This window comes from Streptomyces sp. NPDC087901 (genome assembly GCF_044742205.1).
Classification (GTDB): domain Bacteria; phylum Actinomycetota; class Actinomycetes; order Streptomycetales; family Streptomycetaceae; genus Streptomyces.
Genome location: NZ_JBIUUC010000004.1, coordinates 144,479 through 168,741, shown reverse-complemented (window position 1 = coordinate 168,741; position 24,263 = coordinate 144,479). Strand labels below are relative to the sequence as shown.

22 protein-coding genes and 1 tRNA gene are annotated in these 24,263 nt (G+C 69.2%); 8 read left to right on the top strand and 15 right to left on the bottom strand.

The window, feature by feature from the left end; translation table 11 throughout:
• Nucleotides 1–13: 13 nt before the first annotated feature.
• The gene (locus tag ACIOEW_RS14495; protein ID WP_362540138.1) at nt 14–880 is read right to left on the bottom strand and encodes an HAD hydrolase family protein; all 867 of its coding nucleotides are present in this window, start codon (nt 878–880) and stop codon (nt 14–16) included.
• A gap of 313 nt (nt 881–1,193) precedes the next feature.
• On the opposite strand from ACIOEW_RS14495, the gene ACIOEW_RS14490 reads away from it, so the two are divergent.
• Nucleotides 1,194–2,156, top strand: a complete 963-nt coding sequence (locus tag ACIOEW_RS14490) for an LLM class flavin-dependent oxidoreductase (protein WP_401964058.1) — start codon at nt 1,194–1,196, stop codon at nt 2,154–2,156.
• A gap of 50 nt (nt 2,157–2,206) precedes the next feature.
• On the opposite strand, the gene ACIOEW_RS14485 is transcribed toward ACIOEW_RS14490, so the two are convergent.
• The 4 genes from ACIOEW_RS14485 to ACIOEW_RS14470 form a co-directional block, all read right to left on the bottom strand.
• Nucleotides 2,207–2,749 carry an RNA 2'-phosphotransferase gene (locus ACIOEW_RS14485; RefSeq protein WP_401964057.1) on the bottom strand — a complete coding sequence of 181 codons (543 nt, stop codon included), beginning with the start codon at nt 2,747–2,749 and terminating at the stop codon, nt 2,207–2,209.
• A gap of 147 nt (nt 2,750–2,896) precedes the next feature.
• Nucleotides 2,897–3,871 carry a MerR family transcriptional regulator gene (locus tag ACIOEW_RS14480; RefSeq protein WP_401964055.1) on the bottom strand — a complete coding sequence of 325 codons (975 nt, stop codon included), beginning with the start codon at nt 3,869–3,871 and terminating at the stop codon, nt 2,897–2,899.
• Nucleotides 3,868–5,649: an SDR family oxidoreductase gene (locus tag ACIOEW_RS14475; RefSeq protein WP_362540149.1), complete on the bottom strand. Its 1,782-nt coding sequence runs from the start codon at nt 5,647–5,649 to the stop codon at nt 3,868–3,870. The genes ACIOEW_RS14480 and ACIOEW_RS14475 overlap by 4 nt, the downstream gene beginning before the upstream one ends.
• Nucleotides 5,646–6,497: a M24 family metallopeptidase gene (locus ACIOEW_RS14470; RefSeq protein WP_362540152.1), complete on the bottom strand. Its 852-nt coding sequence runs from the start codon at nt 6,495–6,497 to the stop codon at nt 5,646–5,648. Before ACIOEW_RS14470 ends, ACIOEW_RS14475 begins: the two co-directional genes overlap by 4 nt.
• 262 nt (nt 6,498–6,759) lie before the next feature.
• On the opposite strand from ACIOEW_RS14470, the gene ACIOEW_RS14465 reads away from it, so the two are divergent.
• From ACIOEW_RS14465 to ACIOEW_RS14440, 6 genes are all read left to right on the top strand, one after another.
• A complete protein-coding gene (locus ACIOEW_RS14465) occupies nt 6,760–7,788 on the top strand; it encodes an ABC transporter ATP-binding protein (RefSeq protein WP_362540588.1) in 1,029 nt (342 codons plus the stop codon).
• Nucleotides 7,778–8,686 (top strand): ABC transporter permease, encoded by a 909-nt coding sequence (locus ACIOEW_RS14460; RefSeq protein WP_362540155.1) that lies wholly within the window; start codon nt 7,778–7,780, stop codon nt 8,684–8,686. Before ACIOEW_RS14465 ends, ACIOEW_RS14460 begins: the two co-directional genes overlap by 11 nt.
• A complete protein-coding gene (locus ACIOEW_RS14455; RefSeq protein ID WP_362540158.1) occupies nt 8,683–9,594 on the top strand; it encodes an ABC transporter ATP-binding protein in 912 nt (303 codons plus the stop codon). The genes ACIOEW_RS14460 and ACIOEW_RS14455 overlap by 4 nt, the downstream gene beginning before the upstream one ends.
• Before the next feature lie 28 nt (nt 9,595–9,622).
• Nucleotides 9,623–10,342 carry an ABC transporter permease gene (locus tag ACIOEW_RS14450; protein WP_362540161.1) on the top strand — a complete coding sequence of 240 codons (720 nt, stop codon included), beginning with the start codon at nt 9,623–9,625 and terminating at the stop codon, nt 10,340–10,342.
• A gap of 289 nt (nt 10,343–10,631) precedes the next feature.
• On the top strand, nt 10,632–11,327 hold the full coding sequence (locus ACIOEW_RS14445) for a hypothetical protein (protein WP_401964053.1): 696 nt from the start codon (nt 10,632–10,634) through the stop codon (nt 11,325–11,327).
• Between the two features lie 260 nt (nt 11,328–11,587).
• Nucleotides 11,588–11,675: transfer RNA gene (locus ACIOEW_RS14440), tRNA-Ser, on the top strand.
• A 25-nt stretch (nt 11,676–11,700) separates the two neighbouring features.
• Here the strand turns inward: ACIOEW_RS14440 and ACIOEW_RS14435 are convergent.
• The 9 genes from ACIOEW_RS14435 to ACIOEW_RS14395 all read right to left on the bottom strand — a co-directional run bounded on the left by ACIOEW_RS14435 (nt 11,701) and on the right by ACIOEW_RS14395 (nt 21,834).
• Complete coding sequence (locus ACIOEW_RS14435) at nt 11,701–12,498, bottom strand: HAD family hydrolase (protein ID WP_401964051.1); 798 nt, start codon at nt 12,496–12,498, stop codon at nt 11,701–11,703.
• The gene (serS, locus tag ACIOEW_RS14430) at nt 12,495–13,784 is read right to left on the bottom strand and encodes a serine--tRNA ligase (protein ID WP_362540170.1); all 1,290 of its coding nucleotides are present in this window, start codon (nt 13,782–13,784) and stop codon (nt 12,495–12,497) included. Before serS ends, ACIOEW_RS14435 begins: the two co-directional genes overlap by 4 nt.
• 761 nt (nt 13,785–14,545) lie before the next feature.
• A complete protein-coding gene (pheA, locus tag ACIOEW_RS14425) occupies nt 14,546–15,481 on the bottom strand; it encodes a prephenate dehydratase (RefSeq protein WP_401964049.1) in 936 nt (311 codons plus the stop codon).
• Nucleotides 15,482–15,653: 172 nt separating this feature from the next.
• On the bottom strand, nt 15,654–16,898 hold the full coding sequence (gene efeB / locus ACIOEW_RS14420; protein ID WP_401964446.1) for an iron uptake transporter deferrochelatase/peroxidase subunit: 1,245 nt from the start codon (nt 16,896–16,898) through the stop codon (nt 15,654–15,656).
• A gap of 104 nt (nt 16,899–17,002) precedes the next feature.
• Nucleotides 17,003–18,958, bottom strand: coding sequence for a copper resistance CopC/CopD family protein (locus tag ACIOEW_RS14415; RefSeq protein WP_401964047.1), 1,956 nt, complete (start codon nt 18,956–18,958; stop codon nt 17,003–17,005).
• 14 nt (nt 18,959–18,972) lie between these two features.
• Nucleotides 18,973–19,422, bottom strand: coding sequence for a copper chaperone PCu(A)C (locus ACIOEW_RS14410; protein WP_362540182.1), 450 nt, complete (start codon nt 19,420–19,422; stop codon nt 18,973–18,975).
• Nucleotides 19,419–20,072: an SCO family protein gene (locus ACIOEW_RS14405; RefSeq protein ID WP_362540185.1), complete on the bottom strand. Its 654-nt coding sequence runs from the start codon at nt 20,070–20,072 to the stop codon at nt 19,419–19,421. The genes ACIOEW_RS14410 and ACIOEW_RS14405 overlap by 4 nt, the downstream gene beginning before the upstream one ends.
• A 47-nt stretch (nt 20,073–20,119) precedes the next feature.
• The gene (locus tag ACIOEW_RS14400) at nt 20,120–20,863 is read right to left on the bottom strand and encodes a YcnI family protein (protein ID WP_362540188.1); all 744 of its coding nucleotides are present in this window, start codon (nt 20,861–20,863) and stop codon (nt 20,120–20,122) included.
• 167 nt (nt 20,864–21,030) lie between these two features.
• Nucleotides 21,031–21,834 carry a hypothetical protein gene (locus tag ACIOEW_RS14395; protein WP_401964044.1) on the bottom strand — a complete coding sequence of 268 codons (804 nt, stop codon included), beginning with the start codon at nt 21,832–21,834 and terminating at the stop codon, nt 21,031–21,033.
• A 257-nt stretch (nt 21,835–22,091) separates the two neighbouring features.
• Between ACIOEW_RS14395 and ACIOEW_RS14390 the strand changes: the two genes are divergently transcribed.
• Nucleotides 22,092–22,724, top strand: coding sequence for an ATP-binding protein (locus ACIOEW_RS14390; RefSeq protein WP_401964042.1), 633 nt, complete (start codon nt 22,092–22,094; stop codon nt 22,722–22,724).
• Nucleotides 22,725–22,748: 24 nt separating this feature from the next.
• On the opposite strand, the gene ACIOEW_RS14385 is transcribed toward ACIOEW_RS14390, so the two are convergent.
• Nucleotides 22,749–24,212, bottom strand: a complete 1,464-nt coding sequence (locus tag ACIOEW_RS14385) for an aminopeptidase P family protein (protein ID WP_362540197.1) — start codon at nt 24,210–24,212, stop codon at nt 22,749–22,751.
• Nucleotides 24,213–24,263: the final 51 nt, after the last annotated feature.

Genomic DNA, 24,263 nt, shown 5'->3' with positions numbered 1-24,263 from the left:
GGGGTGGGTTTCCTCAGCGCGCCGCACGCGGGCGGGCGCGTTCGGCGATGATCCGCTCGATGACGACTGCGACACCGTCCTCGTTGTTGGTGACCGTACGGCCGGAGGCCGCCGCCAGTGCGGCCGGGTGTGCGTTGGCCATCGCGTACGACGTGCCCGCCCAGCTCAGCATCTCCACGTCGTTCGGCATGTCGCCGAAGGCGACGACCTCGGCGGAGGAGATGCCGCGTTCGGCACAGCACAACTCCAGCGTGCTGGCCTTGGAGACACCGGGTCCGCTGACCTCCAGGAGGGCGGTGGGGCTGGACCGGGTGAAGGACGCCCGGTCGCCGGCCACCCCGAGTGCCAGGGCGAGGAAGTCGTCCGGGGCCAGTTCGCCATGGTGGGCCAGGAGCTTCAGCACGGGGGCGCCGGCACCCGGCGTCTCCTCGTGGAGCAGCTTCTCGGCGACGGCCACCGTCGCACCGGGGTCCAGGTGGAACGGCGGGTAATCCGGCTCGTAGTGAATTCCGGTGGCCAGCTCCACGGCGAAAGAAGTCCCGGGGGCGGCCGCACGCAGCGTGTGTACGACATCGAGGGCCGTCGGCCGATCGAGGGCCCGCACCTTCAGCAGCCTGCCGCCCGCGTGCAGGTCAGCGACGGCGGCGCCGTTGGCGCAGATCGCCAGGCCGTGGCCGTGCACATGGTCGCTGACGACATCCATCCAGCGGGCGGGACGGCCGGTGACGAAGAAGACCTCGATCCCGGCCTCCTCGGCGGCGGCGAGCGCCGCGACCGTGCGGTCCGAGACGGTCTTGTCGTCGCGCAGGAGGGTGCCGTCCAGGTCGGTGGCGATCAGCCGAGGAGCGGCAGAAACGGGCTGTTCGGTAGCTGAGGTCACCGGTCCATTCTCGCGTACGAGGGTGCACGGGCGTGCGCAGGGGCGCACATCTGAGTACGTACGCCCCTGAGCAGGGGAACGTTCCTCTGGCATATGTCGGCGGATTTCCAAGCGCCGCGTTCCCCTGAGGCGCCAGACGCAGTCAGACGCCGGCAGACGGCAGACGGCAGACGGCAGACGGCAGACGGCAGGCAACGCCGGACAACGCCCGACGCCCGGGTTCCGTACCGGTGGCCCCATTTGTGGTGCTCAGCACCCAGTCAGGCGTTTGAGCGGGAAGGTGTGGCTGACCGCCCGCCGTAAACTGCGAGCCATGAGCACCACTCTGCGCCTCAGCACAGTCATCCTGCCCGTCCGCCGTTGGAACGAGGGCGGGAGCACGCAGTGGCAGCGCGCCGAGGAACTGGGTCTGCACGCCGCGTACACCTATGACCACCTGGCCTGGCGTGCCTTCCGGGACCGGCCGTGGTTCGGCGCCCTCCCCACCCTGACGGCGGCCGCCTGCGTCACCTCGCGTCTGCGGCTGGGGACGCTCGTGACCTCGCCGAACTTCCGGCACCCGGTCACCCTGGCCAAGGAACTCATCTCGCTCGACGACATCTCGGGCGGCCGCATCACGCTGGGCATCGGAGCCGGTGGCAACGGGTTCGACGCGACGACGCTCCTGCGGGGTGACGAGCAGCCGTGGACCCCGCGTGAGCGGGCCGACCGGTTCGGTGAGTTCGTTCCGCTGCTGGACGGACTGCTCCGCGAGCCGGCCGGGCTGACGTCCGAGGGCGAGTTCTACGCGGCCACCGAGGCGCGCAACCTCCCGGGCTGCGCACAGCTTCCGCGGCTGCCGTTCGCCGTGGCCGCCACGGGACCGCGTGGGCTCAGGCTTGCCGCACAGTACGGCCAGGCCTGGGTGACCACGGGTGATCCGAAGGTGTACGAGGCGGGCAGCGCAGCGGATTCGCTCGACGCCATCCGTGGCCAGGCCGCCAGGCTGGGCACGGCCTGTGCCGAGAGCGGCAGGGACGTGGACGAGCTCGACAAGATTCTGCTCACCGGTTTCACACCGGAGTTCAACCCGGCCCTCACCAGTGGCAGGGGCGGGCCGTTCGGATCCGTGGACGCGTTCGTGGATTTCGCGGGCAGGCATGCGGAGCTCGGATTCACCGAGATCGTGATCCATGCACCGGTGCCCGACGGCAGCCCCGAGTTCTCCGCCGCGGTGGCGGACGAGAAGCTCTTCGAGCAGATCGTGACGCAGGGCCTGGCCCAGCTCGCGGGCTGAGGACAGGCGGCACGGCGGCACCCCGACCGGGCGGCGGTCGGTCCGCCGCGTCAGTCGGGCAGGTGTAGGAATTCCGGGGGTACGGCGGCGGTGAGCCAGACCCCGTTGGCGCTGACGTAGAAGGTGTGGCCCGCCCGGTGCATGGCACCCGCGTCCACTGACAGGACGACGGGGCGGCCACGCCTGGCCCCGACGCGTGTCGCCGTCTCTCGGTCGGGTGAGAGGTGGACGTGTGTGCGGTTCATCGGACGCAGCCCCTCACCGCGGATCGCGTCCAGGGACCGGCCGACCGTGCCGTGATAGAGGTACGCGGGCGGATCGGCCGGAGGCAGGTCCAGGTCCACGTCGACGGTGTGTCCCTGGCTCGCCCGGATGCGGTCGCCCGCGATGGCGAAGCGCTGCTTGTCGTTGGACGCGACGACATGGTCGAGCTCGGCACGAGTGAGCGGGAAGTGGTGGCGGGCAAGGGCCCGCAACAGCTCGTCGATCGCCACCCAGCCGTTGGCGTCCAGCGTGAGACCGATTCGTTCGGGCTGATGCCGGAGGTGTTTCGAGAGGTACTTGGACACCTTGACGGTGCGTCTTTCGTCCATGTCGACAGACTGCCCGTGACGTCCACTCCGGCGCATCCGGATTTGGATCTGATCTCCCTCAGGAATCTCTGCCCACAGGTTTGATCCACAGCCAACTCGGGTTATCCACAGGTAATTTGACGATTCTGTGGACAAGTGCCTTATGAATTAGACTGTTTGATCAACTATGGGCGGATTGACGTGAGATGAGGCAAGTGTATCCAATATCCTTGATTGCACCTCGCGTTCGGCGGCGGCCGCGATAAAGGCTTGGGCGTTCTCCCGCCCAACCAGGCGCTCCACAGCGCTGATCGTCCCCGCCGGAAGTGCGACGGGTACCGGTGAAGGCAGGGCTGCCGGGACAGTGAAGGGACCCTCGGCGGCGAGGTGGTGCTCCAGATGTCGGGTGGCGAACGTCCGCATGGCGCGCGCCAGTTCGGCGTCCACCGTCTGCTGCGCCAGCGGGCGGAGCCGCCGGACCATCGACGCTGCCTCGGCCGCGTCCGCGTCGGTCGGCGGGCGGTGGCCGAGATAACGGGCGAAGACGTGCTCCGTCGTGAACTCGAGGAAGCGGGACGCTATCTGCTCGACCTGACCGCGAAGCTCCCGCAGATGACCGGAGATTGCGTTCAGCGGTACGCCGGCGGCGTACAACTCCACCGCCACAGCCAGCTCTTGCGGACTGGGGACGAGGAACTCGTCGTCGCGTCCCGGGATTGGTTCGAGTACTCCCAGTTCCACCGCTTCGGCGACCGCCTCGTCGTCGGGACGCCCACCGAACTTCACGTTGAGCTCCGCGCGGGTGATGCGGTCGGCCCGCTCGTCCGTCCATGGCCCGTGCACCTCGGCGACGAGCCCGAGCACACCACCGAGTCCGCGTCCCGTGTCCCAGGCCTCCAGCAACTCCTTGATACTGGCCAGGGTGTAGCCGCGGTCCAGCAGGTCGGCGATCTGCCGGAGTCGGGCGAGATGGGTGTCCCGGTACACATTGGCCCGGCCACGCCGTTCCGGAGTCGGCAGGAGTCCGCGGTCCTGATAGGCGCGGATGGTGCGGACCGTGGCGCCGCTGGCATGCGCGAGGTCCTCGATCCGGTACTCGGCGACTGCCCGGCTGCCGGCCGCCGACGGCCCGGTGGTGCTCACAGCGGCGGCTTCAGCCGGGCGATCCCGCGCAGCACTCCCGGACTGAGCCGGGACAGGAAGCGGGCGGCATGGGACTCCGGCGTCACCGGCACGACGGCCTGGTTGCGCGCGACCGCCCTGAGGATCGCGTCAGCGACCTTCTCCGGCGGGTAGTTGCGCTTCCCGTACAACTTGCTCGTCCGCGTCCGCAGCCGCTTCTCCTCTGCCGCGTCCGCCCCGGCGAAGCGCGTGGTCGCGGTGATGTTCGTGTTGACGATGCCGGGACAGATCGCACTGACGCCGATCGACTTCTCGGCAAGCTCGGCGCGCAGGCACTCGCTGAGCATCAGCACTGCGGCCTTCGACGTGCTGTACGCGGGCAGCGCCCGGGACGGCTGATATGCGGCGGCGGAGGCCGTGTTGACGATGTGGCCACCCTGACCGCGGTCGGCCATCTGCTTGCCGAACAGCCGGCAGCCGTGGATGACACCCCACAGATTCACGTCGAGGACATTCCGCCACTCCTCGGCGGTCGTCTCCAGGAACGAACCGGAGAGCCCGATCCCCGCGTTGTTGACCAGCACATCGACGATGCCGTACTCGTCCGCGACCTTCTCGGCCAGCTTCTCCATGGCCTGCTCGTCACTGACATCGACGGTCTCGGCCCAGGCGGCCGGGGCACCGATCAGCCGGGCCAGCTCCGCCGTACGGCTCGCCCCCTCCGCGTCCCGGTCCACGGCCACCACCCGGGCGCCGGCCTCGGCGAACGCGAACGCCGTGGCCCGTCCGATCCCTCCGGCCGCTCCCGTCACCAGGACGAGCTGCCCGCCGAACCGGTCCGCGTACGCCCCCTTCGGCGCGGTGTCCTGCACCGGAACACCACCTTGCAGCGCCGCCTCGTTGGCAGCGGCGAACTCGCCGATCCAGGAAGCCAGCTGGTCCGGCCGTGTGCGCGGCACCCAGTGCTTGGCGGGCAGTGAGCGGCGCGTCAACTGCGGCACCCAGGCGTCGAGTCCGTCATAGAGCTGTTCCGAAAGGAATATGTCTCCGGTCGGGGTGATCAGCTGGACCGGTACATGTGCGAACGCGTCGGCACGCGGCCTGCGCAGCCGGGAGCGGACGTTGTCCCGGTAGAGCCAGGCCCCGTGCGCCGCGTCGTCGGGCAGGGACGGCGTCGGGTAGTCACCCGGAGGGATCTTCTCCAGCCGCTCCAGGATGCGGGGCCACAGCTTTCCGATCGGCCCCCGCCAGGCGAGCTCCGGAAGCACCGGTGTGTGCAGCATGTACACGTACCAGGACTTGGCGCCCTGGCCCAGCAGCTGGCCGACCCGGCGCGGGGTCGGCCGGGACATCCGCTGCTTGATCCAGTGCCCGAAGTGATCAAGCGACGGGCCGGACATCGAGGTGAAGGAGGCGATCCGGCCCTCCGTACGGCTGACCGTGGCGAACTCCCAGGCCTGCACCGAACCCCAGTCGTGCCCGACCACGTGCACCGGCCGGTCCGGGCTCACCGCGTCGACGACAGCCAGGAAGTCGTCGGTCAGCTTCTCCAGCGTGAAGCCGCCGCGCAGCGGCACGGGCGCCGTCGACCTGCCGTGGCCGCGCACGTCGTACAGCACGACGTGCCACTGCTCGGCGAGCTGCCGGGCGACCTGCGTCCAGACCTCCTTGCTGTCCGGATAGCCGTGCACCAGCACGATCGTGGGCTGTGTCGCATCGCCCAGCTCGACGACGCACAGGTCGATACCGCCCGTGGACACCCGGCGCTCGCGCGCCCCCGGCAGATTTCGCAGACTCACGCCGCCACCCTCTCCTCGGCCCAGCGCCACACATGCGGCAGATCGTCGTCCAGCCAGAAGGCACTCTGTTCGGGATCCCGCGAGTCCGTGACGACCAGGATCTCCTCGAACTTCGCACCTGTGCCCCGGAATCCGAGGTGCGGCTCGACCGCCCACAGGCCCGGCTGCGGGGGATGGTCGGAGAAGCGGTACGGACTCCAGAGTGGCGACCAGCCCTCCCGGTGCCCGTGCACCGCATCGCTCAGAAGTCCCTTGAGCGACTGCGTGCCGAACCCGAACACCTGGGGTGACCAACGCCGTTCGGCGACCCGGGCGACCTTGTGCGCGATGACTCCGAACGGGTAGGCGCGGTGGCGGTTGGCGTAGCCCTGCCGGATCATCAGGCGCTCGACGTCCTCATAGATCTCGCGCAGCGGACGCCGCTCGCGTACCTCGCGCAGGATCAGTTCGCGGTGCGCCTCCAGATCGGAGAGCAGCCTGTCGTGCAGCGGATTGAGCCCCAGGCAGCCGGAGTAGCCGATGTCGGCGGTGAACCCCTTGTACACCGGAGCCATGTCAAGGATGAACGGCATCCCCGGCTCCAGCTGCCGGTCGGTCGGGAAGAACTGCAGCGGCACCCTGAACCCGGTGAACGCCGTGCGGTCCCCGAACCAGGCGAACGGGAGATGGAACCAGTCGCGCACCCCGCGCTCGCGCAGCCACTCGCGCTGCATCCGGGCCGCCTCGCGCTCCGTCACTCCCGGTCTCAGACGGGCGGCGACCGCTTCCGCGCAGGCGTACGCAAGGCGTTGCACTTCCCTGAACCCCTGGAGCTCCGGAGCCCGTTCGTCCTTGACGCGCGAGGCCATGCCACCGTCCGTTCCCTGTCGTGTGCGGTACGTGCCCGTAACGTGACACTGATGAATGTGACAATGTCCGGCGGCTACGTCAAGGGGCGTGCGCAGCCTGTGGACAACCGCAGATGCCGACCGGTCCGACGCGCCCGTTCCGCTTCGCGGTCCTCCTTCGTGGGGTCCCCCTACGGGTCCGTACATCTGGAGTCTGACGCGAATCCAGCCGCCAGGTCTGACGACCGGTGTGGCCCGCGCCACTACCGTCGATGACGTGACTGTGATTGCGACCGAAAGCCTGAGCAAGCGGTTCCCCCGGGTGACCGCGCTTGACCGGCTCTCGTTGGACATCGGCCCCGGTGTGACCGGGCTGGTGGGCGCCAACGGAGCCGGCAAGTCCACGTTGATCAAGATCCTGCTGGGTCTGTCCCCCGCGACCGAGGGCCGGGCCGCGGTGCTCGGGCTCGACGTCTCGACCAGTGGCGCCGCCATCCGGGAACGGGTCGGCTACATGCCCGAGCACGACTGCCTGCCGCCCGACGTCTCGGCCACCGAGTTCGTCGTCCACATGGCGCGGATGTCCGGACTGCCGCCGACCGCGGCCCGGGAACGCACCGCGGACACGCTGCGGCACGTCGGACTGTACGAGGAGCGCTACCGGCCCATCGGCGGCTACTCGACCGGCATGAAGCAGCGGGTGAAGCTGGCCCAGGCGCTGGTCCACGACCCGCAGCTGGTCCTACTCGACGAGCCGACCAACGGACTGGACCCGGTCGGCCGCGACGAGATGCTCGGCCTGATCCGGCGTATCCACACCGACTTCGGCATCTCGGTGCTTGTCACCTCACACCTCCTGGGTGAGCTGGAACGCACCTGCGACCACGTCGTCGTCATCGACGGCGGATCACTGCTGCGCTCCAGCTCCACCAGCGACTTCACCCAGACCACCACGACCCTCGCGGTCGAGGTCACCGACAGCGACACCCACCCGGACGGGACCGACGCCCTGCGCCAGGTCCTCACCGGTGCGGGGATCAAGCTGGTGGGACTCGACGGGCTGGACGCACAGGGCCTGCCCGGGGCGGGCCACATCCTGCTGATCGAGGCGACCGGCGAGGAGACATACGACCTCGTCCGCGACAGCGTCGCCGGCCTCGGCCTCGGCCTCGTCCGGATGGAACAGCGCCGCCACCACATCGCCGAGGTCTTCCGTACCGAAGAGGCACCGGCAGCGCACCCCGAGGCGCGGACCGCGTCCGTGGCCGCCGGGGCCGTACAGCAGAAGGGGAGCGGTCGCGATGAGCACTGAGACCGGCGCCGCGACCGGGAGCGAGACCTCCCGGATCCACAACATCGGCTACCGCGCCTACGACGGCCCGCGCCTCGGCCGTGCCTACGCACGCCGCTCGCTCTACTCGCAGTCCCTGCGCGGTTCCTTCGGACTCGGCCGCTCGGCCAAGTCAAAGGTGCTGCCCATGCTGCTGTTCGGCGTGATGTGCCTGGTGGCCGCGATCATCGTGGCCGTCGCCATCGCCACGCCGAATTCGACGAAGCTGCCGATCAAGTACACCTCGTTCGCGATCTATCTGCAGGCCGTCATCGGCCTGTTCATCGCAGCGCAGGCACCGCAGTCGGTCTCCAGGGACCTTCGGTTCAAGAGCGTTCCGCTGTACTTCTCCCGGCCGATCGAGCGCAGCGACTACGTCCTCGCGAAGTTCGCGGCCATGGTCTCCGCGCTCTTCGTCCTCACCGGTGCGCCGCTCGTCATCCTGTACGTGGGCGCGCTGCTGGGGAAGTTCGACTTCGCCGACCAGACCAAGTGGTTCGCCCAGGGAATGGTGTCGGTGGCGCTGCTGTCCGTGCTCTTCGCCGGTCTCGGTCTCGTGATGGCCGCGCTCACCCCGCGGCGCGGCTTCGGTGTCGCAGCGGTGATCGCCGTGCTGACGATCACGTACGGCGCGGTCAGCACGATCCAGGGCATCGCCTGGTCCACGGGGTCCACCGGCGCCGTGCCGTGGCTGGGCCTGTTCTCCCCGATCACGCTCATCGACGGAGTGCAGACCGCGTTCCTCGGGGCGACTTCCGCCTTCCCCGGAGGGGAAGGCCCGGGGGCCGGTGCCGGTGTGGTCTACCTGATCGTTGTTCTCGCGCTCGTCGCCGGCTCGTACGCCGTACTGATGCGCCGCTACCGGAGGGTCGGGCTGTGACCACCATCGAGATCGACCACACGTCCCGCTGGTTCGGCAATGTGGTCGCCGTCAACGACGTGAGCATGACCGTGGGTCCGGGGGTGACCGGTCTGCTCGGCCCCAACGGCGCCGGCAAGTCCACGCTGATCAACATGATGGCCGGATTCCTCGCCCCGTCGACGGGCACGGTCACGCTCGACGGCAAGCCGATCTGGCGCAACGAGGCCGTATACCGGCAGATCGGCATCGTGCCGGAGCGGGAAGGGATGTACGACTTCCTGACCGGTCGCGAATTCGTCGTGGCCAACTCCGAACTGCACGGTCTCGGCGACGCCGAGGCGGCCGCCGCGCTGGCCACGGTCCAGATGGAGTACGCGCAGGACCGCAAGATCTCCACGTACAGCAAGGGCATGCGCCAGCGCGTGAAGATGGCGTCCGCGCTGGTCCACAACCCGTCCGTGCTGCTGCTCGACGAGCCGTTCAACGGGATGGACCCGCGCCAGAGGATGCAGCTGATGGAGCTGCTGCGACGGATGGGGGCGGAGGGCCGCACGGTTCTCTTCTCCTCCCACATCCTCGAAGAGGTCGAGCAGCTCGCCTCGCACATCGAGGTGATCGTGGCCGGGCGGCACGCCGCGTCCGGTGACTTCCGGAAGATCCGGCGGCTGATGACGGACCGCCCGCACCGCTATCTCGTACGGTCCAGCGACGACCGCGCCCTCGCCGCCGCGCTCATCGCCGACCCGTCGACGGCCGGGATCGAGGTCGACCTCGGCGAGAACGCCCTGCGCATCCAGGCCGTGGACTTCGGACGCTTCACCACGCTGTTGCCGAAGGTGGCACGTGATCAGGGCATTCGCCTTCTGACCGTTTCGCCGTCGGACGAGTCCCTCGAATCGGTCTTTTCCTATCTCGTAGCGGCCTGAGTAGTGGCCTGAAAGGAGCTGTGACGTCATGTACGACCCCACAGTCGCCCGGCTCACCTACCGGGCCCTGCTCGGCCGGCGCCGGGCCGCCATCCTCTTCGTCCTGCCCGCGCTTCTGATCGTCATCGCGGTGGCGGTACGGATGTTCGCCGGGGCCGACGACCAGGTGGCCTCTGACGTGCTGGGCGGTTTCGCCATCGCCACCATGGTGCCGCTGATCGGTGTGATCGCCGGGACGGGCGCCATCGGGCCCGAGATCGACGACGGTTCGATCGTCTATCTGCTGGCCAAGCCGGTGACCCGGCCGACGATCATCTTCACCAAGCTGATCGTGGCGATCGCGGTGACGATGGTGTTCTCGGCGGTGCCGACCCTGATCGCCGGTCTGATCCTCAACGGCAACGGCCAGCAGATCGCGGTGGCTTACACGATCGCGGCGTTGGTCGCTTCGATCGCCTACAGCGCGCTGTTCCTGCTGCTGGGCACGGTCAGCCGGCACGCGGTGGTCCTCGGTCTGGTCTACGCGCTCGTGTGGGAGGCCCTCTTCGGCAGCCTGGTGCCCGGTGCCCGCACGCTCAGCGTGCAGCAGTGGTCCCTCGCGGTGGCCGAGAAGGTCGGCGGGGGCGGCGCGATCACCTCCGATGTCGGCCTGCCGGCCGCGACGGTGCTGCTGGCGGCGGTGACCGTGGTGGCGACCTGGTACGCCGGTCAGAAGCTGCGCACCCTGAAGCTCGCCGGCGAGGAGTGAGGACTCGACCTCCCGCCGCGCTGTGCGACAACCCCCGTCCGATGGGCGGGGGTTGTCGCATGTCGGACAGTCCTACGCGTAACTGTACGGTTATCGGTTCGTTGTCCACGATGCGTGGAGGCAACTGGAATCTGTGGCGTCGTAGCTTTCGTGAAATCCGGATAGCCGATGCGGCGAGGAATCACCCGCCGGTCGGTCATTGAGTGAGTGGCAACCGTGAGCGTCCTCCGCCCCTGAAGCCCGGGGAGAGGGCTGTCCACCGTCGCATTCACGATCGGAAGGCAGACTCATGCCCACGGAAGTCGCCCTGCTCGAATCACGCGCGCTGCGCGTCGAACAGATGGGGCGTGTCGACGCCCTCGACAAGGTGGAGAGCCTTGTCATGCTCCCGGACGGAGTTCACGTTCGCACCGAGGACGTTTCCCGGTACTTCGAAGTATCCACAGGCGCGGTCAGGAGGCTGACCGACCGTCATCAGGACGAGCTCACACAGAACGGGATGCGTGTGCTCCGAGGCTCTGACCTGCGAGCCTTCCATAGCGACATGCTGTCGCTATGGGGTGGTGAGGGGGCGGAAAGTTATCCACAGGCGGTGACTCGGCTCCGCCTCCACACCCGCAGGACCGTCCTCAACGTCGCCATGCTTCTTCGCGACAGCGACATCGCCCGATGCGTCCGTACCTATCTCCTCGACGCCGAACACGACCTGCGCGCGGGATATGCCTGGCTCGAACACCGCGTCACCCGGGTCGAAAGCTGCCTGGCCGGAGTCGGCACCGCTCTCCAGGAACTCGGGCCGGTCCTCAACCGGATGTCGCACCGCCTCGACAGCCTCGACCGGAGACTGGAGGTCACCCATCAGGTGGTCGGGGCCATGAGCGTGCGGCTGGGAGGGGTGTCCGAGGACATCGTCCGGCTCGACGGGCGCATGGACGAGCTCGCGCGCAACCTCAAGAATCTGAGCCGCCGCAACAGGAGCGGCTGAGAAGGTCCGCGGGCCGGTGCCACCCGAAATTGAGTGGCACCGGCCCTCGGAGGCACGGCACAGTGGTCAGTACGGCACACGCCGGGAACGCACCACAGACCGGGAGAGGAGCGCGGCGATGACCGAGAGTCCGAGTCCGTCGAGCTCCCAGCAGGGCGTGCCCGAGCCGGCATCGGAGTAGTCAGCGACTGCTCCGCCGAGCCGCTCCGAGCAGCACGCCGGGGCGGCCGTCCCCGCGCATCGCGCGCGGCCGCCCTCCCGGAGGATTGGCCGAGTGGTAAGGCAGCGGCTTGCTAAGCCGTCGTCGGGGCCGAAAGCCCCGCGCGCGTTCGATCCGCGCATCCTCCGCCTCAGGGCACTCAGGCCCAGAGTTTCAGAGCAGCTGCTCCAGCACCACGGCGATTCCGTCGTCCTCGTTCGACGCGGTGATCTCGTGGGCGACGACCTTCAGATCCTCGTGAGCGTTGGCCATGGCCACACCGTGCTGTGCCCAGGCGAACATCGGGATGTCGTTGGGCATGTCACCGAAGGCGATCGTGTCCGCCGCCTTCACGCCCAGCCGACGTGCCGCCAGTGAGAGGCCGGTGGCCTTGCTGAGTCCGAGCGGCAGGATCTCCACCACGCCCGGACCCGCCATGACCACGTCCACCAGATTGCCGACCGCCGCCCGCGCGGCCTTCGCCAGCGCGTCGTCGTCCAGATCGGGGTGCTGTATGTAGACCTTGTTCAGCGGAGCGGACCACATCTCGGCCGGGTCCTCGACGAGGACGGCCGGAAGCGGGCCCTCCTGTACGCGGTAGCCGGGGCCGACCAGCACTTCGCCGTCGAGCCCGTCGCGGCTCGCGGCAAGCGCCAGCGGACCGACTTCGGCCTCGACCTTGGAGAGCGCGAGGCCGGCCAGCTGCCGGTCCAGCGTCAGCGATGTCAGCAGCTTGTGCTCGCCCGCGTGGTAGACCTGCGCACCCTGACCGCAGACCGCGAGGCCTTCGTAACCCAGGTCGTCCAGGATGTGCCGGGTCCACGGGACGGCGCGGCCGGTGACGATGATGTGCGCCGCACCGGCCGCGGTAACCGCGGCCAGTGCCTCGCGCGTGCGCTCGGAGACTGTGTCGTCGTCACGCAGCAGCGTGCCGTCGAGGTCGGTCGCGACGAGCTTGTAGGGAAAGGTCACTTGGCGACCGGCTCCAGAACCTCACGCCCGCCGAGGTACGGACGGAGCACCTCGGGCACCCGTACGGAGCCGTCGGCCAGCTGGTGGTTCTCCAGGATCGCCACGATCGTGCGCGGTACGGCGCAGAGCGTGCCGTTCAGCGTGGACAGCGGCTTCAGGACCTTCTTGCCGTCGCGGTTGTCCCGCATCCGGACGGACAGCCGGCGTGCCTGGAAGCTGTCGCAGTTGGACGCGGAGGTCAGCTCCCGGTACTTGCCCTGAGTCGGGATCCACGCCTCGCAGTCGAACTTCCTGGAGGCCGAGGCGCCGAGGTCGCCGGTGGCGACGTCGATCACCTGGAAGGGCAGCCCGAGCGCGGTGAGCCACTGCTTCTCCCATTCCAGGAGGCGCTGGTGCTCGGCCTCGGCGTCCGCCGGGTCGACGTACGAGAACATCTCGACCTTGTCGAACTGGTGGACCCGGAAGATGCCGCGCGTGTCCTTGCCGTACGTACCCGCCTCACGGCGGAAGCAGGGCGAGAAGCCCGCATAGCGCAGGGGCAGCTTGTCCGCGTCGATGATCTCGTCCATGTGGTACGCGGCGAGCGGTACCTCGGAGGTGCCGACCAGGTAGTAGTCGTCCTTCTCCAGGTGGTACACGTTCTCCGCGGCCTGGCCGAGGAAGCCGGTGCCCTCCATGGCGCGCGGGCGGACCAGCGCGGGGGTGAGCATCGGGATGAAGCCGGCCTCGGTGGCCTGGGCGATCGCGGCGTTGACGAGGGCGAGCTCCAGCAGCGCGCCGACACCCGTCAGGTAGTAGAAGCGCGAACCGGACACCTTGGCGCCGCGCTCCATGTCGATCGCGCCGAGCGCCTCGCCGAGCTCCAGGTGGTCCTTGGGCTCGAAGCCCTCGGCGCCGAAGTCGCGGATGGTGCCGTGCGTCTCCAGGACGACGAAGTCCTCCTCACCGCCGACCGGCACATCCGTGTGGACGATGTTGCCGAGCCGCAGCAGCAGGCTCTTGGTCTCCTCGTCCGCCTCGTTCTGTGTCGCGTCGGCCGCCTTGACGTCGGCCTTGAGCTGTTCGGCCTTCTTCAGGAGTTCGGCGCGCTCCTCCGGAGAGGCCTTGGGGATGAGCTTGCCGAGCGACTTCTGCTCGGAACGGAGCTCGTCGAACCGGACCCCGGACGACCTGCGCCGCTCGTCGGCGGAGAGAAGGGCGTCGACGAGGGCGACGTCCTCTCCACGGGCGCGCTGGGAGGCGCGAACACGGTCGGGGTCCTCACGAAGCAGGCGAAGGTCAATCACCCCTCCAGGCTACCGGTGTCGGCTTCGGTAGTTCGAACCGATATTGACAAGCGTGTCACTTTGCCCGAATTGCCGGTATTGGTAATGCTGGGGATGGAATCCGTGGCGAGCGGGAGGGGGCAGGTCAGGAAAGAGACTCTATTCCCCTAAATGGGGCGGAAGGGTTACGTGCCTTGACGCATCGGCCTTGCCTGAAGGGGGAGTTGGTGGCTGCTTGTCCACAGGGGTGGGTGATCGAGAAAAGTTATCCACAGGCTGTGAGGAAGGTCTGTGGACATGGAGGAGATCATTCCGAAAGCCGCATGCTGCCTCATGGATTCACGGTTCAAACCCCCTTCGTGCGCTCGTTCGGGTGGGAATTCCCCGCTCTAAAGAGTTGATCAATGGAATTGAGCTGACAAGGGGCGACCCATCGGCCTGTGGATCGATCTGGGGGAGGTGGGCAGATTTGTCGACCATGTCGCATTACGGTGTCGACTTGTCCCCAGGTCGAGACGTGTGCCTGTGGATAACTTTTCCGCTGAGGACAATCGGCTGATCGCACCGGGCGTGCGGGCAGTGTCCTGCCGACGGGAGGGGGCGGACCTCCTGGACCGCAACGGCCGCAACGACCGAAGCGATGGCAACGATCAAAGCGGCCGAAGGGGTGGCGACGACTGCAACGGCCGAAGGGCGGCGGCTATGACGGCGACAGCCGAAGAGGGCTGCATTGTCTTTTATATGCAGGAAAGTCGCAGGTGGTGTCCGGGGGATCCGAGCCCTCAGGCCCGGCCGTCCTGATTCCGCGCCAGCCAGTCGGAGGCCTCGGTGAACGCCTCGTCCGACGTACCCGCACGCAAGGCTCGTACATCCGCCGGTGTCACGCCGGCCCGCGGATAGGAGCCGAGGAACCGCACCTTCGGGCAGATCCGCTTCAGGCCCATCAGTGCCTCGCCGACCCGGCGGTCGGAGATATGGCCTTCGGCGTCCACCGCGAAGCAGTAGTTGCCGATCCCCGCGCCCGTCGGCCGGGACTGGATCAGCATCAGGTTCACCCCGCGTACCGCGAATTCCTGGAGCAGTTCGAGCAGCGCGCCGGGGTGGTCCTCTCCCAGCCAGATGACCACGGAGGTCTTGTCCGCACCGGTCGGTGCCGCCGGCCTGGCCGGGCGGCCCACCAGCACGAAGCGGGTCTGGGCGTTCTCCGCGTCGTGGATCTCGGTCACGAGTGGTTCGAGCCCGTAGGTCGCCGCGGCGAACTCACCGGCGAAGGCGGCGTCGTACCGCCCCTCCTGCACGAGCCGCGCGCCGTCCGCGTTGGACGCCGCCGACTCCCATACGGCCTGGGGGAGATGGGCCGCCATCCAGTTGCGTACCTGCGGCTGTGCGGCCGGGTGCGCGGTGACCGTCTTGACGTCGGACAGCTTGGTGCCGGGACGCACGAGCAGCGCGAAGGTGATGGAGAGGAGCACTTCGCGGTAGATCATCAGCGGTTCGCCGCTGGTCAGCTGGTCGAGCGTGGTGGTGATGCCGCCCTCGACGGAGTTCTCGATCGGTACGAGCGCCGCGGCGGCCGTACCGTTGCGCACCGCGTCAAGCGCCGCCGGTACGGAGACCATCGGGACGAGTTCGCGGGTGGCGGCTTCCGGGAGCGTACGGAGGGCGACCTCGGTGAAGGTGCCCTCGGGGCCGAGATAGGCGTAGCGCGTGGCGGACATACCGTCACCCTAATGCGCCGGGATGGCTCGGAACTCCAGTACGTGCCGCCCCACGCCGAGGTGGGGCGGCCGCTGGCAGCCGTGGTGGCTCAGGACGCCGGGGCCGTTGCCCGCCTTGTCCGTGGTGGCTCGGGACGCCGGGGCCCGCTGCCTGCTCCCCACCCGCGGTGGCTCACGCCTCCAGGAGTCGCTGCCCCACGTACTCCCCGGCCGCCGCACCGCCCGGCACCGCGAACAGGCCGCTCGCCTCGTGGCGGAGAAACGGGGACAGGGCGTCTCCCCGGTCGAGCTTGCGCTGCACAGGGACGAAGCCGCGCAGCGGATCCGCCTGCCAGCAGATGAACAGCAGCCCGGCGTCCGGGGTGCCGTCCGAGGAGATGCCGTCGTGGTACGAGAACGGGCGCCGCAGCATGGCCGCGCCGCTGTTGCGGTCGGGGGAAGAGATCCGGGCGTGAGCGTTGTCGGGGATCAGGAGCTTGCCGTCGGGGCCCGCCTTGTCGAGGTCCATCTCGGTGGTCTCGGTGCCGCCGCTGAGCGGGGCGCCGTCCGCCTTGCGCCGGCCGATGACCCGTTCCTGACGTTCCACCGGGAGCTTCTCCCAGTCGTCGAGCAGCATCCTGATCCGCCGGACGACCGCGTACGAGCCTCCCACCAGCCAGTCGTGCGTGGCTGCACTGCCGTCCGCCGCCACGAAGACCCGTCGGTCGAAGTCGCTGTCGGCCGGCTTCGGGTTGCCGGTGCCGTCGATCTGGCCCATGAGGTTGCGGGCGGTCATCGGCTTCGCGGTGGCGCCGGGGGTGCGGTTGAAGCCGTCCATCTGCCAGCGCACGGTGGCCGTCGACGCGGCCTCCTTCTGTACGGCCCGCAACGCGTGGAAGGCGACGAGTGCGTCATCGGCGCCGATCTGTACCCAGAGGTCGCCGTTGGACCGGCCGGCGTCGAGGTGATCGGCGGAGAACGGCGGCAGCGGGTCGAGCCCGGGCGGACGGTGAGCCGTCAGGCCCGTCCGTTCGAAGAAGGTGGCGCCGAAGCCGAAGGTGATGGTCAGCGAGGACGGCCCGGCGTCCAGCGCGATACCGGTGTCGTGCCCTGTACCGTCCGCCGCGCCGCCGGTGGGTTCACCGGCCATCAGCCGCTGTGCCGCGGCCGACCAGCGGCGCATCAGGGCCGCCGCCTCCTTGCGCCCGGATCCAGGCGCAAGGTCGAAGGCGATGAGATGGCCGCGGGCCTGAAGCGGAGTGGTGATCCCCGGTTGATGTTTCCCGTGAAACATCACCTCGGTGGAGCCGACGGAGGCAGGCGCGGCCGGCGCCTCGTCCCGGGTCGCGGCATAGCCGGTGGCGCCGCCGGCCGCCCCGAGGACGAGGCCGGTGGCACCGGCCGCTCCCGCGGTACCGAGCAGCCGTCGCCGGGAGATCGCCCCGGTCGCCGGTGGGCCGGCGTCACCCGCGCCCTTGTTCCTGCTGCCCGCACTGCCCGACGCGGCTGTGCTGTTCGTCTTGTTTCCGCTCACGGTCCTGCTCAGCCGATCTTCACGTTCTTGTCGACCGTGGTCTGGTCGATGTCCGAGGTCCGCACGGTGACCGCGACGTTCCAGTTGCCGGCGATCGGGATCTGGACACCGGTGGAGGTCCAGTGCCCTTCGGTCAGCCGGACGGGAAGGGCCGGAAGGGGCCCGATGTCCTTGGACTTCAGGGTGAAGGCGAGCTTCACCTCGGGGACGTCCATGGCCTTCCCGTTGATGTCGTCGATCCAGAGGTGCACCACGTTGGCTCCGGTACGCCCGGGGTCCAGGTCCATGCGGACCGTGCCCTTCCCGTTCTCGCCACCGGTGTCGAAGGGCAGGGTGAGGTTGACGGGGCCGCTTGCCGCGGGCGCGGCGGCCGGTGCCGACAAGCGTGCCGCCTCCTCCTCGGTACGGCCGGGTTCGGTCGAGGTGAGGATGGTGGTCACCGCCAGCAGAGCCACCGCGACCCCCACTTCGGCCAGTACCGAGCGGCGCAGGCCCGACCGGTCGGGGTCGGCGTCGCGTATCCGCTTCCTCTCCGTGGTCGCCACGGCGGCCTGCTGCCGCGCGAGCTGGGCGGCACGCGCGGGATCCTCGGGGGCGGCCGGTTCCGGAGTCTCCGTGTCGGCGGCCTGCTCCTCCACATCCGTTTCCGCGGTGCCGGCTTCTGTACGTGCGTCCCCGCTCCCACCGGTCGCCAGCCGGGCGGTCCACCGGCGCGAGATCCAGGCGACCCCGACGAGGACGGCGACGAGCCCCACCTTCACGAGCAGCAGCTGTCCGTACCCCGTGCCGGTCAGTGCGGACCAGGAGCCGACCTGGCGCCAGGACTGGTAGATCCCGGTGGCGGTGAGTACGAGCACGCTGATGAACGCGACCCGGGAGAAGCGCCGTACCGCGGCGGCCGTGATGTCAGGGGTGCGGTACAGCGCGACCAGCAGGGCCGTGAGCCCGCCCAGCCAGGTGGCGACGGCCAGCAGGTGGAGTACGTCGACCGGCATGGCGATGCCTGGCTGGATCCCGGTCGAGGCGTGCTCGGCGAGGGCCCAGGTCCCGGCGATCCCGGCGGCGACGACCGTGCCTCCGATGGCGAGTCCGAAGGTGAGGTCCTTCTTCTCGCGTTCGTCCTCGCGCTTCGCGTACGCCCCGAACAGCACCGCGATGAACAGCGCACTGGCGCCGAGCAGCAGCAGTCGCGAGACGAGCGCGGCGCCGGGCTTGGTGTCCAGGACCGCCTTCAGCCCGTCGAGGTCGAAGGCGTCGCCGAGTTTCCCGGAACCGGTGTAGGGGCTGCGCAGCAGCAGCATCGCGATCGTGGCCGCAGTGAGGGTCATCCAGCCGCGGACGACGAGGCGTTGGAGCGGGCGGGCGCCCGCCCCGCGCTGCCAGCAGGCCAGTACGAAGGCTGCGCCGCCCGCGAGCACGATGAAGCCGGCGTATGCGGCGTAGCGGGCGATGCCGTAGAGCGTGCCGACGAGGCCGCCGCCGGCCTCGTTGTCGGGGAGGGCGACGGTGGTCTCGGAGGGGGCGCCGATGGAGAAGGTGAAGGCTCCGGAGACGGGGTGGCTGTCGGCGGAGACGGCCTGCCAGGCGACGGTGTACGTACCGTCGGGCAGCCCGCTGTGCAGGGAGACGCCGTACTTCACGGTGGAGCCGCTGTGCAGATCGCGCGGGGCGCCCTCGGTGTCCGCGCGCTTGCCGTCCGGGTCCAGGACCCGGATGGAGCCCTCTCCCATGGCGACCTGTTCGGAGAAGGTGAGCGTGACTGCCTCGGGTGCGGTGGCGACCACCGCCCCGTCCTGCGGATCGCTCCCGGTGAGCGCGGCATGCGCCGACGCTGGGCCCGCGACGGCCAGCAGCAGACCGAACACCACGCCGGCCAGGGCGGCGAGGAGTCCGGCGACGGCGAGCGGCCGACGCCGGGCGGTTGCGGACGGGGAGGGCCCGAAGGACGGGGTGGTGGCTGTCATGGTGTGTCAGTCCCTCACTGCTTCTTCGGGTTGTGGGTGGTCTCCTTCACGGGAAGATCGACCTTGATGGGGCCGGCCTTCTCGAAGTGCAGTTCCACGGACACCGTCTCGCCCTGCTTGGGCTGCTGCTTGAGCTTCATGAACATGATGTGGTTTCCACCGCGTTCCAGATCGAGCTCACCGCCCGCGGGTACGTCGAAGGACGTCACCATGCGCATGGCCTGGTTCTTCGTCTCGTGGATCGTGACGTCGTCCGAGAGCGGACTGGTGACCGAGGTGAGCCGGTCGGAGGTGCCGCCGTTGTTCTGCACGACGAGGAAGCCGGCCGCGATGTCGCTGACGGGCTGCGGCATGAACGCGCCGATGACCTTCAGTTCCGGTGTGCCGTCGGAGGTGGAGCACCCCGCCAGCGTCAGACCCGTGGAAAGGGCCAGGACGCCGGCGAGGGTGGTGCGGCGGTTCACGGATTCTCCCCCTTGACGATCTTGGGGAGGTCCTTGGTGTAGTCGTCGGGCGTGGTGTCCTCGCTGTACAGCACGTACCCCTGGTCGGTCTTCGGCGAGAAGGCGATGACCTGGGAGCCGTGCATCGAGACGACCGTGCCGTCCTTCTCCTTCTTCGGTGCGTCGATACCGATACCGATCTGCCGGGCGCCCGCCTGGATGGTCGGGAAGTCACCGGTGAGACCGACGAAAGAGGGGTCCTGGGACTTGAGCCAGCTGCCCAGCGAGGCCGGGGTGTCCCGCTCCGGGTCGGTGGTGACGAAGACGACCTGGAGCTTCTCCTGGTCTGCCTTGGGGAGGGACTTCTTGGCGATCGCGATGTTGCTCATGATGAGCGGGCAGACGTCGGGGCAGTTGGTGTAGCCGAAGTAGATGAGCGTCGGCTTGCCCTTGGTCTGCTCGCGCAGGTCGTACTTCTTGCCGTGGGTGTCGGTCAGGACGAGATTCGGCTTGGTGAACGGCTGGTCGAGCACCGTCGCGGCCTGGGTCTTCGCCTCCACCGACACGTCGGCGATGGGCTTCTTGCTGTCGTTGTCACTGCCGCCGCAGGCGGACAGGGTGAGCGCGGCCGCGGCGACGAGCGCCGCGGCCAGCACAGACTTCTTAACCATGGAGCACTGTTCCTGATGGGTCGGTGTACGGGTGGGGCTTGGAGTGATCAGGCGGTACGCCGACGGCCGGCCAGGACGCCGAAGGCGACGCCCGCGACACCGATGACGATGCCGACGATGCCGAGCACACGGGCTGTGGTGTCGCTGGAGGAGGACGCCGAGGCCGTCGTCTGCTCGTCCTTCGCGTGCTCCGCCGTGGCGTTCTTGTCGGCGGAGTCCGATCCGGAGGCGGGGGTGGCGCCGTGCGCGTCCTCGGTGGCTGCGGTCAGCTTGAGGACCGGGGCAGGGCTCTCGGGCTCCTCCGCGCCGTCCTTCTGCTCCTCGATCCAGCGCACGACTTCCTTGTTGTCGTACGTCTGGATGGCCTTGAACACCAGCTGGTCGGCGTCCTCAGGGAGCTGGCCGACCGAGAGCGGGAACTGCTGGAACCGGCCGGGCTCGATCTTGCTGCCGTCCGCGGTCCAGGTGACTTTGGAGACGGCCTCGTTGATCTTCTTGCCGTGCATGTCGAGCGGCTTGGCCAGCTTGCTCGTGGTGACGTCGATCTTCCAGCCGGGGATCGCCTGCGGCATGACGGACGCCAGCGGGTGGTCGGCCGGGAAGTTGACTTCGAGCTTGGTCGTCGCGGCGTCGTCGCGCTCGTTGGGGACCTTGAAGTTGATGACGGCGTAACTGCCCTTGGCGGCCTCGCCCTGCGGCTGGACGCTGACGTGGGCGGAGGCCGTACCGGCGAGGATCAGCACGGTGGACGCGGCGACGCCGCCGGCGAGGGCGATGCGGGAAACGTTCATGGCAGGGATCACTCCACAGATGCACGAAGGAAGGGTGCTCCGGCGCGCGGGTGCGCGACGGTATCGCGACACCTCATCCTCACGAGCGGCGTGCGTACGAAGACCCGTACCGGCACCGCAGGGGTGCGTGGTGTGGGTCGCGCGGGCATCGCGTGGAGGGCGTCGCGTCAGGCTGCGAGGGTGAGTACGGGAGGCGGCCCGCGCCTGATCACCATGTGCTGCAAGGGATCCCCGGTGGCCGGGGACGGTGCGTCCACAGCGGTACGGGGGATGCGCGGCCCGGTCGCCGGTCCGCCGGGAAGGCCGGCGCGCAGCGCGGCCACGAGTACGAGCGCGGCGCGCAGCGCCCGCAGCCGGGCCCCGGCCGCCACCTGCTGGGCGCCGTGGAGCGACAGCCGGGCGAGGCGGAACAGGGCGATCTCGCCGCGTCGCAGCAGCCAGCCGGCGGCCAGTGCGGCCAGGAGATGGCCGAGCACCATGGGAAGGTCCGGCAGCATCCCGGCAAGGCCGGCCGAGCCAACGGAGGTGGCGGTCGTCAGGTGCTGATGGGTCTGCTCGGTCACCGAGGCCGGGTCGATGCCCGCGGTGGTGACGATGCGGTGGGCGTCGGTGGCGTTCAACCGGTCGGGTCCGGCGCCGCAGACGAGGCTTGCCGCGAACCGGATCAGCGCGTCCTCGCCGGCCGGGACCCGGGGCGAGGCGGTGTGCGTACCCACGCCGAAGAGCGTGTGCAGGATGATCTGTCCGCCGGCCAGGGCCGCGGCGATGGACGGCAGTGAGCGTTCGCGTCCGGCGAGAGGAACCGCCACTGCGAGGATTCCCAGGAATCCGGCGAGCAGCGTCCACCAGGGGACGGTCGCGCAGGCGGCCAGTGCGTGCCCGGCTGCGGACAACGCGACACAGACCGCGGCGAACACCGCAGCCCTCAGCAGCCGCATACCGGCTCCGGCGCGTCCCACAGACGTAGTCATGGCCGGGACATCATCCCACTGCGCCCCCTGCCTTCGTACGGCAGGTCCGGAAGGTCGTCTTCCGCCCGAATAGGCGGGAGCCGGGCCGTTCGGACTGGTTACGGACGGGGCAGAACGGTTCTGTGGGCCGGGGATGCACAGGTGTGGCGAGCGCGGGTATCCGCCGAATGAGCGGTCTCACATCCCGTCCGTGCTTACGAATGGCCTTGGGCGGCAATACGTATCGGTATGTCGAGCCGCAGCCAGGAGGCTGGAGCATGAGCATCTGGTGGTCACTCCATTTGCGGCGCGAAGCTGCGAGCGTTCCGCTCGCCCGTCGGTTCCTGCTCGGCACGATGGAATCCGCGGGCGTGGATCCGGACATCTCCTTCGACCTGTCGCTCGCCCTGAGCGAAGCCTGTGCCAACGCCGTCGAGCACGGCGGGGCCCAAGCCGGCGCGGGAGATGCCATGGAGCCCTGGGACGCCTGGGAGGAGCCGTCCGGTGCTGCCTGCGGGCAGTACCGGGTCACCGCGTATCTGGACGGCGAGAAATGCCGTATCGAAGTCGCCGATTCCGGACCGGGCTTCCCCGCCAGGCGCGTACTTCGCACCGCCGCACAGCAGCACGAAGCGCATCAGCAGCACGAAGCGCTTCAGCAACACGAACCGAGCAGGCAGTACGAACCCCAGCAGCACGGGGCGACGACGCCGCACGACACGAGGCAGCCGTACGGAACGCAGTACGTCGAGTACCCATCCCTCACCGCCGAGGACGGGCGGGGGCTCTGCCTGATCGAGCAGCTCGCCGATCACGTCCACTTCGGCAACAGGCCGGGGCACGGCGGCGCGGTGGTGAGCTTCGACAAGGTCCTGAAATGGCGGGAGGGCGCCCTGCTCATGGTGTCCTGAGCAGGGCGCCCTCCCGACGCAGGGTCAGCCCTTGAGCCGGGCCATCCACGCCTCGACCTCGTCGGCCTGCCGCGGCAGCTTGTCCGAGAGGTTCCGGTTACCGTCCTCGGTGACGAGGATGTCGTCCTCGATCCGGACGCCGATGCCGCGGTACTCCTCGGGAACCGTCAGGTCGTCGGCCTGGAAGTAGAGACCGGGCTCCACAGTGAGGCAGACACCGGGCTCCAGCGTCCCGTTGACGTACGTCTCGGTCCGCGCGCCGGCGCAGTCGTGGACGTCCATGCCGAGCATGTGACCGGTGCCGTGCAGCGTCCAGCGGCGCTGGAGGCCCAGCTCCAGGACCTTGTCCACGGACAGGTCGCCGAACAGACCCCACTCGACGAGCTTCTCGGTGAGCACGCGCTGCGCGGCGTCGTGGAAGTCGCGGAAGTCGGCACCGGGCTTCACGGCGGCGATGCCCGCCTCCTGCGCCTCGTACACCGCGTCGTAGATCTTCCGCTGCAGCGGCGTGAACGTGCCGTTGATGGGAAGCGTGCGGGTCACATCGGCGGTGTAGAGGTCGGTGGTCTCCACACCGGCGTCGAGCAGCAGCAGTTCGCCGGAGCGCACGGCGCCGTCGTTGCGCACCCAGTGCAGGGTGGTGGCGTGCGGGCCCGCGGCGCAGATCGAGCCGTAGCCGATGTCGTTGCCCTCGATGCGGGCGCGGAGGAAGAACGTTCCCTCGATGTAGCGCTCGCTCGTCGCCTCGGCCTTGTCGAGGACCTTCACGACGTCCTCGAAGCCGCGCGCGGTGATGTCGCAGGCCTTCTCCAGCTCGGCGATCTCGAAGGCGTCCTTGACCAGGCGCGCCTCGGAGAGGAAGACCCGCAGTTCCTCGTCGCGCTCCGCGGTGACCTTGTCGGTCAGCGCGGTCTCGATGCCGGCGTCGTGACCGCGGACGTTACGGACCGGGCCGGTGGCCTCGGTCAGCGCGGCGGGCAGCTCGCGGACGTCCTTCGCCGGGATGCCCAGCAGCTGCTCGGCCTCGGTCAGGGAGTGACGGCGGCCGACCCACAACTCGCCCTGGCCGTCGAGCCAGAACTCGCCGTTCTCCCGGTCGGAGCGCGGCAGCAGGTAGACGGTCGCCTCGTGGCCGTCGCCCTTCGGCTCCAGGACGAGGACGCCGTCCTGGGTCTGGTCACCGGTGAGGTACGCGTACTCGGTGGAGGCGCGGAAGGCGTACTCGGTGTCGTTGGACCGGGTCTTCAGCCGGCCGGCCGGGATGACCAGCCGCTCGCCCGGGAAGCGCGCCGACAGCGCGGCACGGCGGTCGGCGGTGTGCCCGGCCTGGGCGATCGGCTCCAGGCCGTGCAGCTCGGTGTCGGCCCAACCGGACTTCATGCTCGCGGCGAGCTCATCGGAGACGCCCGGGTACAGGCCGTTCTTCCGCTGCTTGACCGGTTCTGTCTCTTCGGTCTCCGGGTTCTCCGGGGTGAGCTCCTCAGACACGACTTGTCTCTCCTTGATACGACACTGGACCCCCTCCATCGTACGGGCGTA

Excerpts from the sequence above, each read along its gene's own strand:
- ACIOEW_RS14460 (WP_362540155.1), top strand. The coding sequence starts at position 7,778 with ATGAGCACTGAGACCGGCGCCGCGACCGGGAGCGAGACCTCCCGGATC.
- ACIOEW_RS14470 (WP_362540152.1), bottom strand. The coding sequence starts at position 6,497 with ATGGCCTCGCGCGTCAAGGACGAACGGGCTCCGGAGCTCCAGGGGTTC.
- ACIOEW_RS14415 (WP_401964047.1), bottom strand. The coding sequence starts at position 18,958 with ATGACAGCCACCACCCCGTCCTTCGGGCCCTCCCCGTCCGCAACCGCC.
- ACIOEW_RS14405 (WP_362540185.1), bottom strand. The coding sequence starts at position 20,072 with ATGGTTAAGAAGTCTGTGCTGGCCGCGGCGCTCGTCGCCGCGGCCGCG.
- ACIOEW_RS14395 (WP_401964044.1), bottom strand. The coding sequence starts at position 21,834 with ATGACTACGTCTGTGGGACGCGCCGGAGCCGGTATGCGGCTGCTGAGG.
- ACIOEW_RS14400 (WP_362540188.1), bottom strand. The coding sequence starts at position 20,863 with ATGAACGTTTCCCGCATCGCCCTCGCCGGCGGCGTCGCCGCGTCCACC.
- ACIOEW_RS14490 (WP_401964058.1), top strand. The coding sequence starts at position 1,194 with ATGAGCACCACTCTGCGCCTCAGCACAGTCATCCTGCCCGTCCGCCGT.
- ACIOEW_RS14450 (WP_362540161.1), top strand. The coding sequence starts at position 9,623 with ATGTACGACCCCACAGTCGCCCGGCTCACCTACCGGGCCCTGCTCGGC.
- ACIOEW_RS14445 (WP_401964053.1), top strand. The coding sequence starts at position 10,632 with ATGCCCACGGAAGTCGCCCTGCTCGAATCACGCGCGCTGCGCGTCGAA.
- ACIOEW_RS14390 (WP_401964042.1), top strand. The coding sequence starts at position 22,092 with ATGAGCATCTGGTGGTCACTCCATTTGCGGCGCGAAGCTGCGAGCGTT.
- pheA (WP_401964049.1), bottom strand. The coding sequence starts at position 15,481 with ATGTCCGCCACGCGCTACGCCTATCTCGGCCCCGAGGGCACCTTCACC.
- ACIOEW_RS14485 (WP_401964057.1), bottom strand. The coding sequence starts at position 2,749 with ATGGACGAAAGACGCACCGTCAAGGTGTCCAAGTACCTCTCGAAACAC.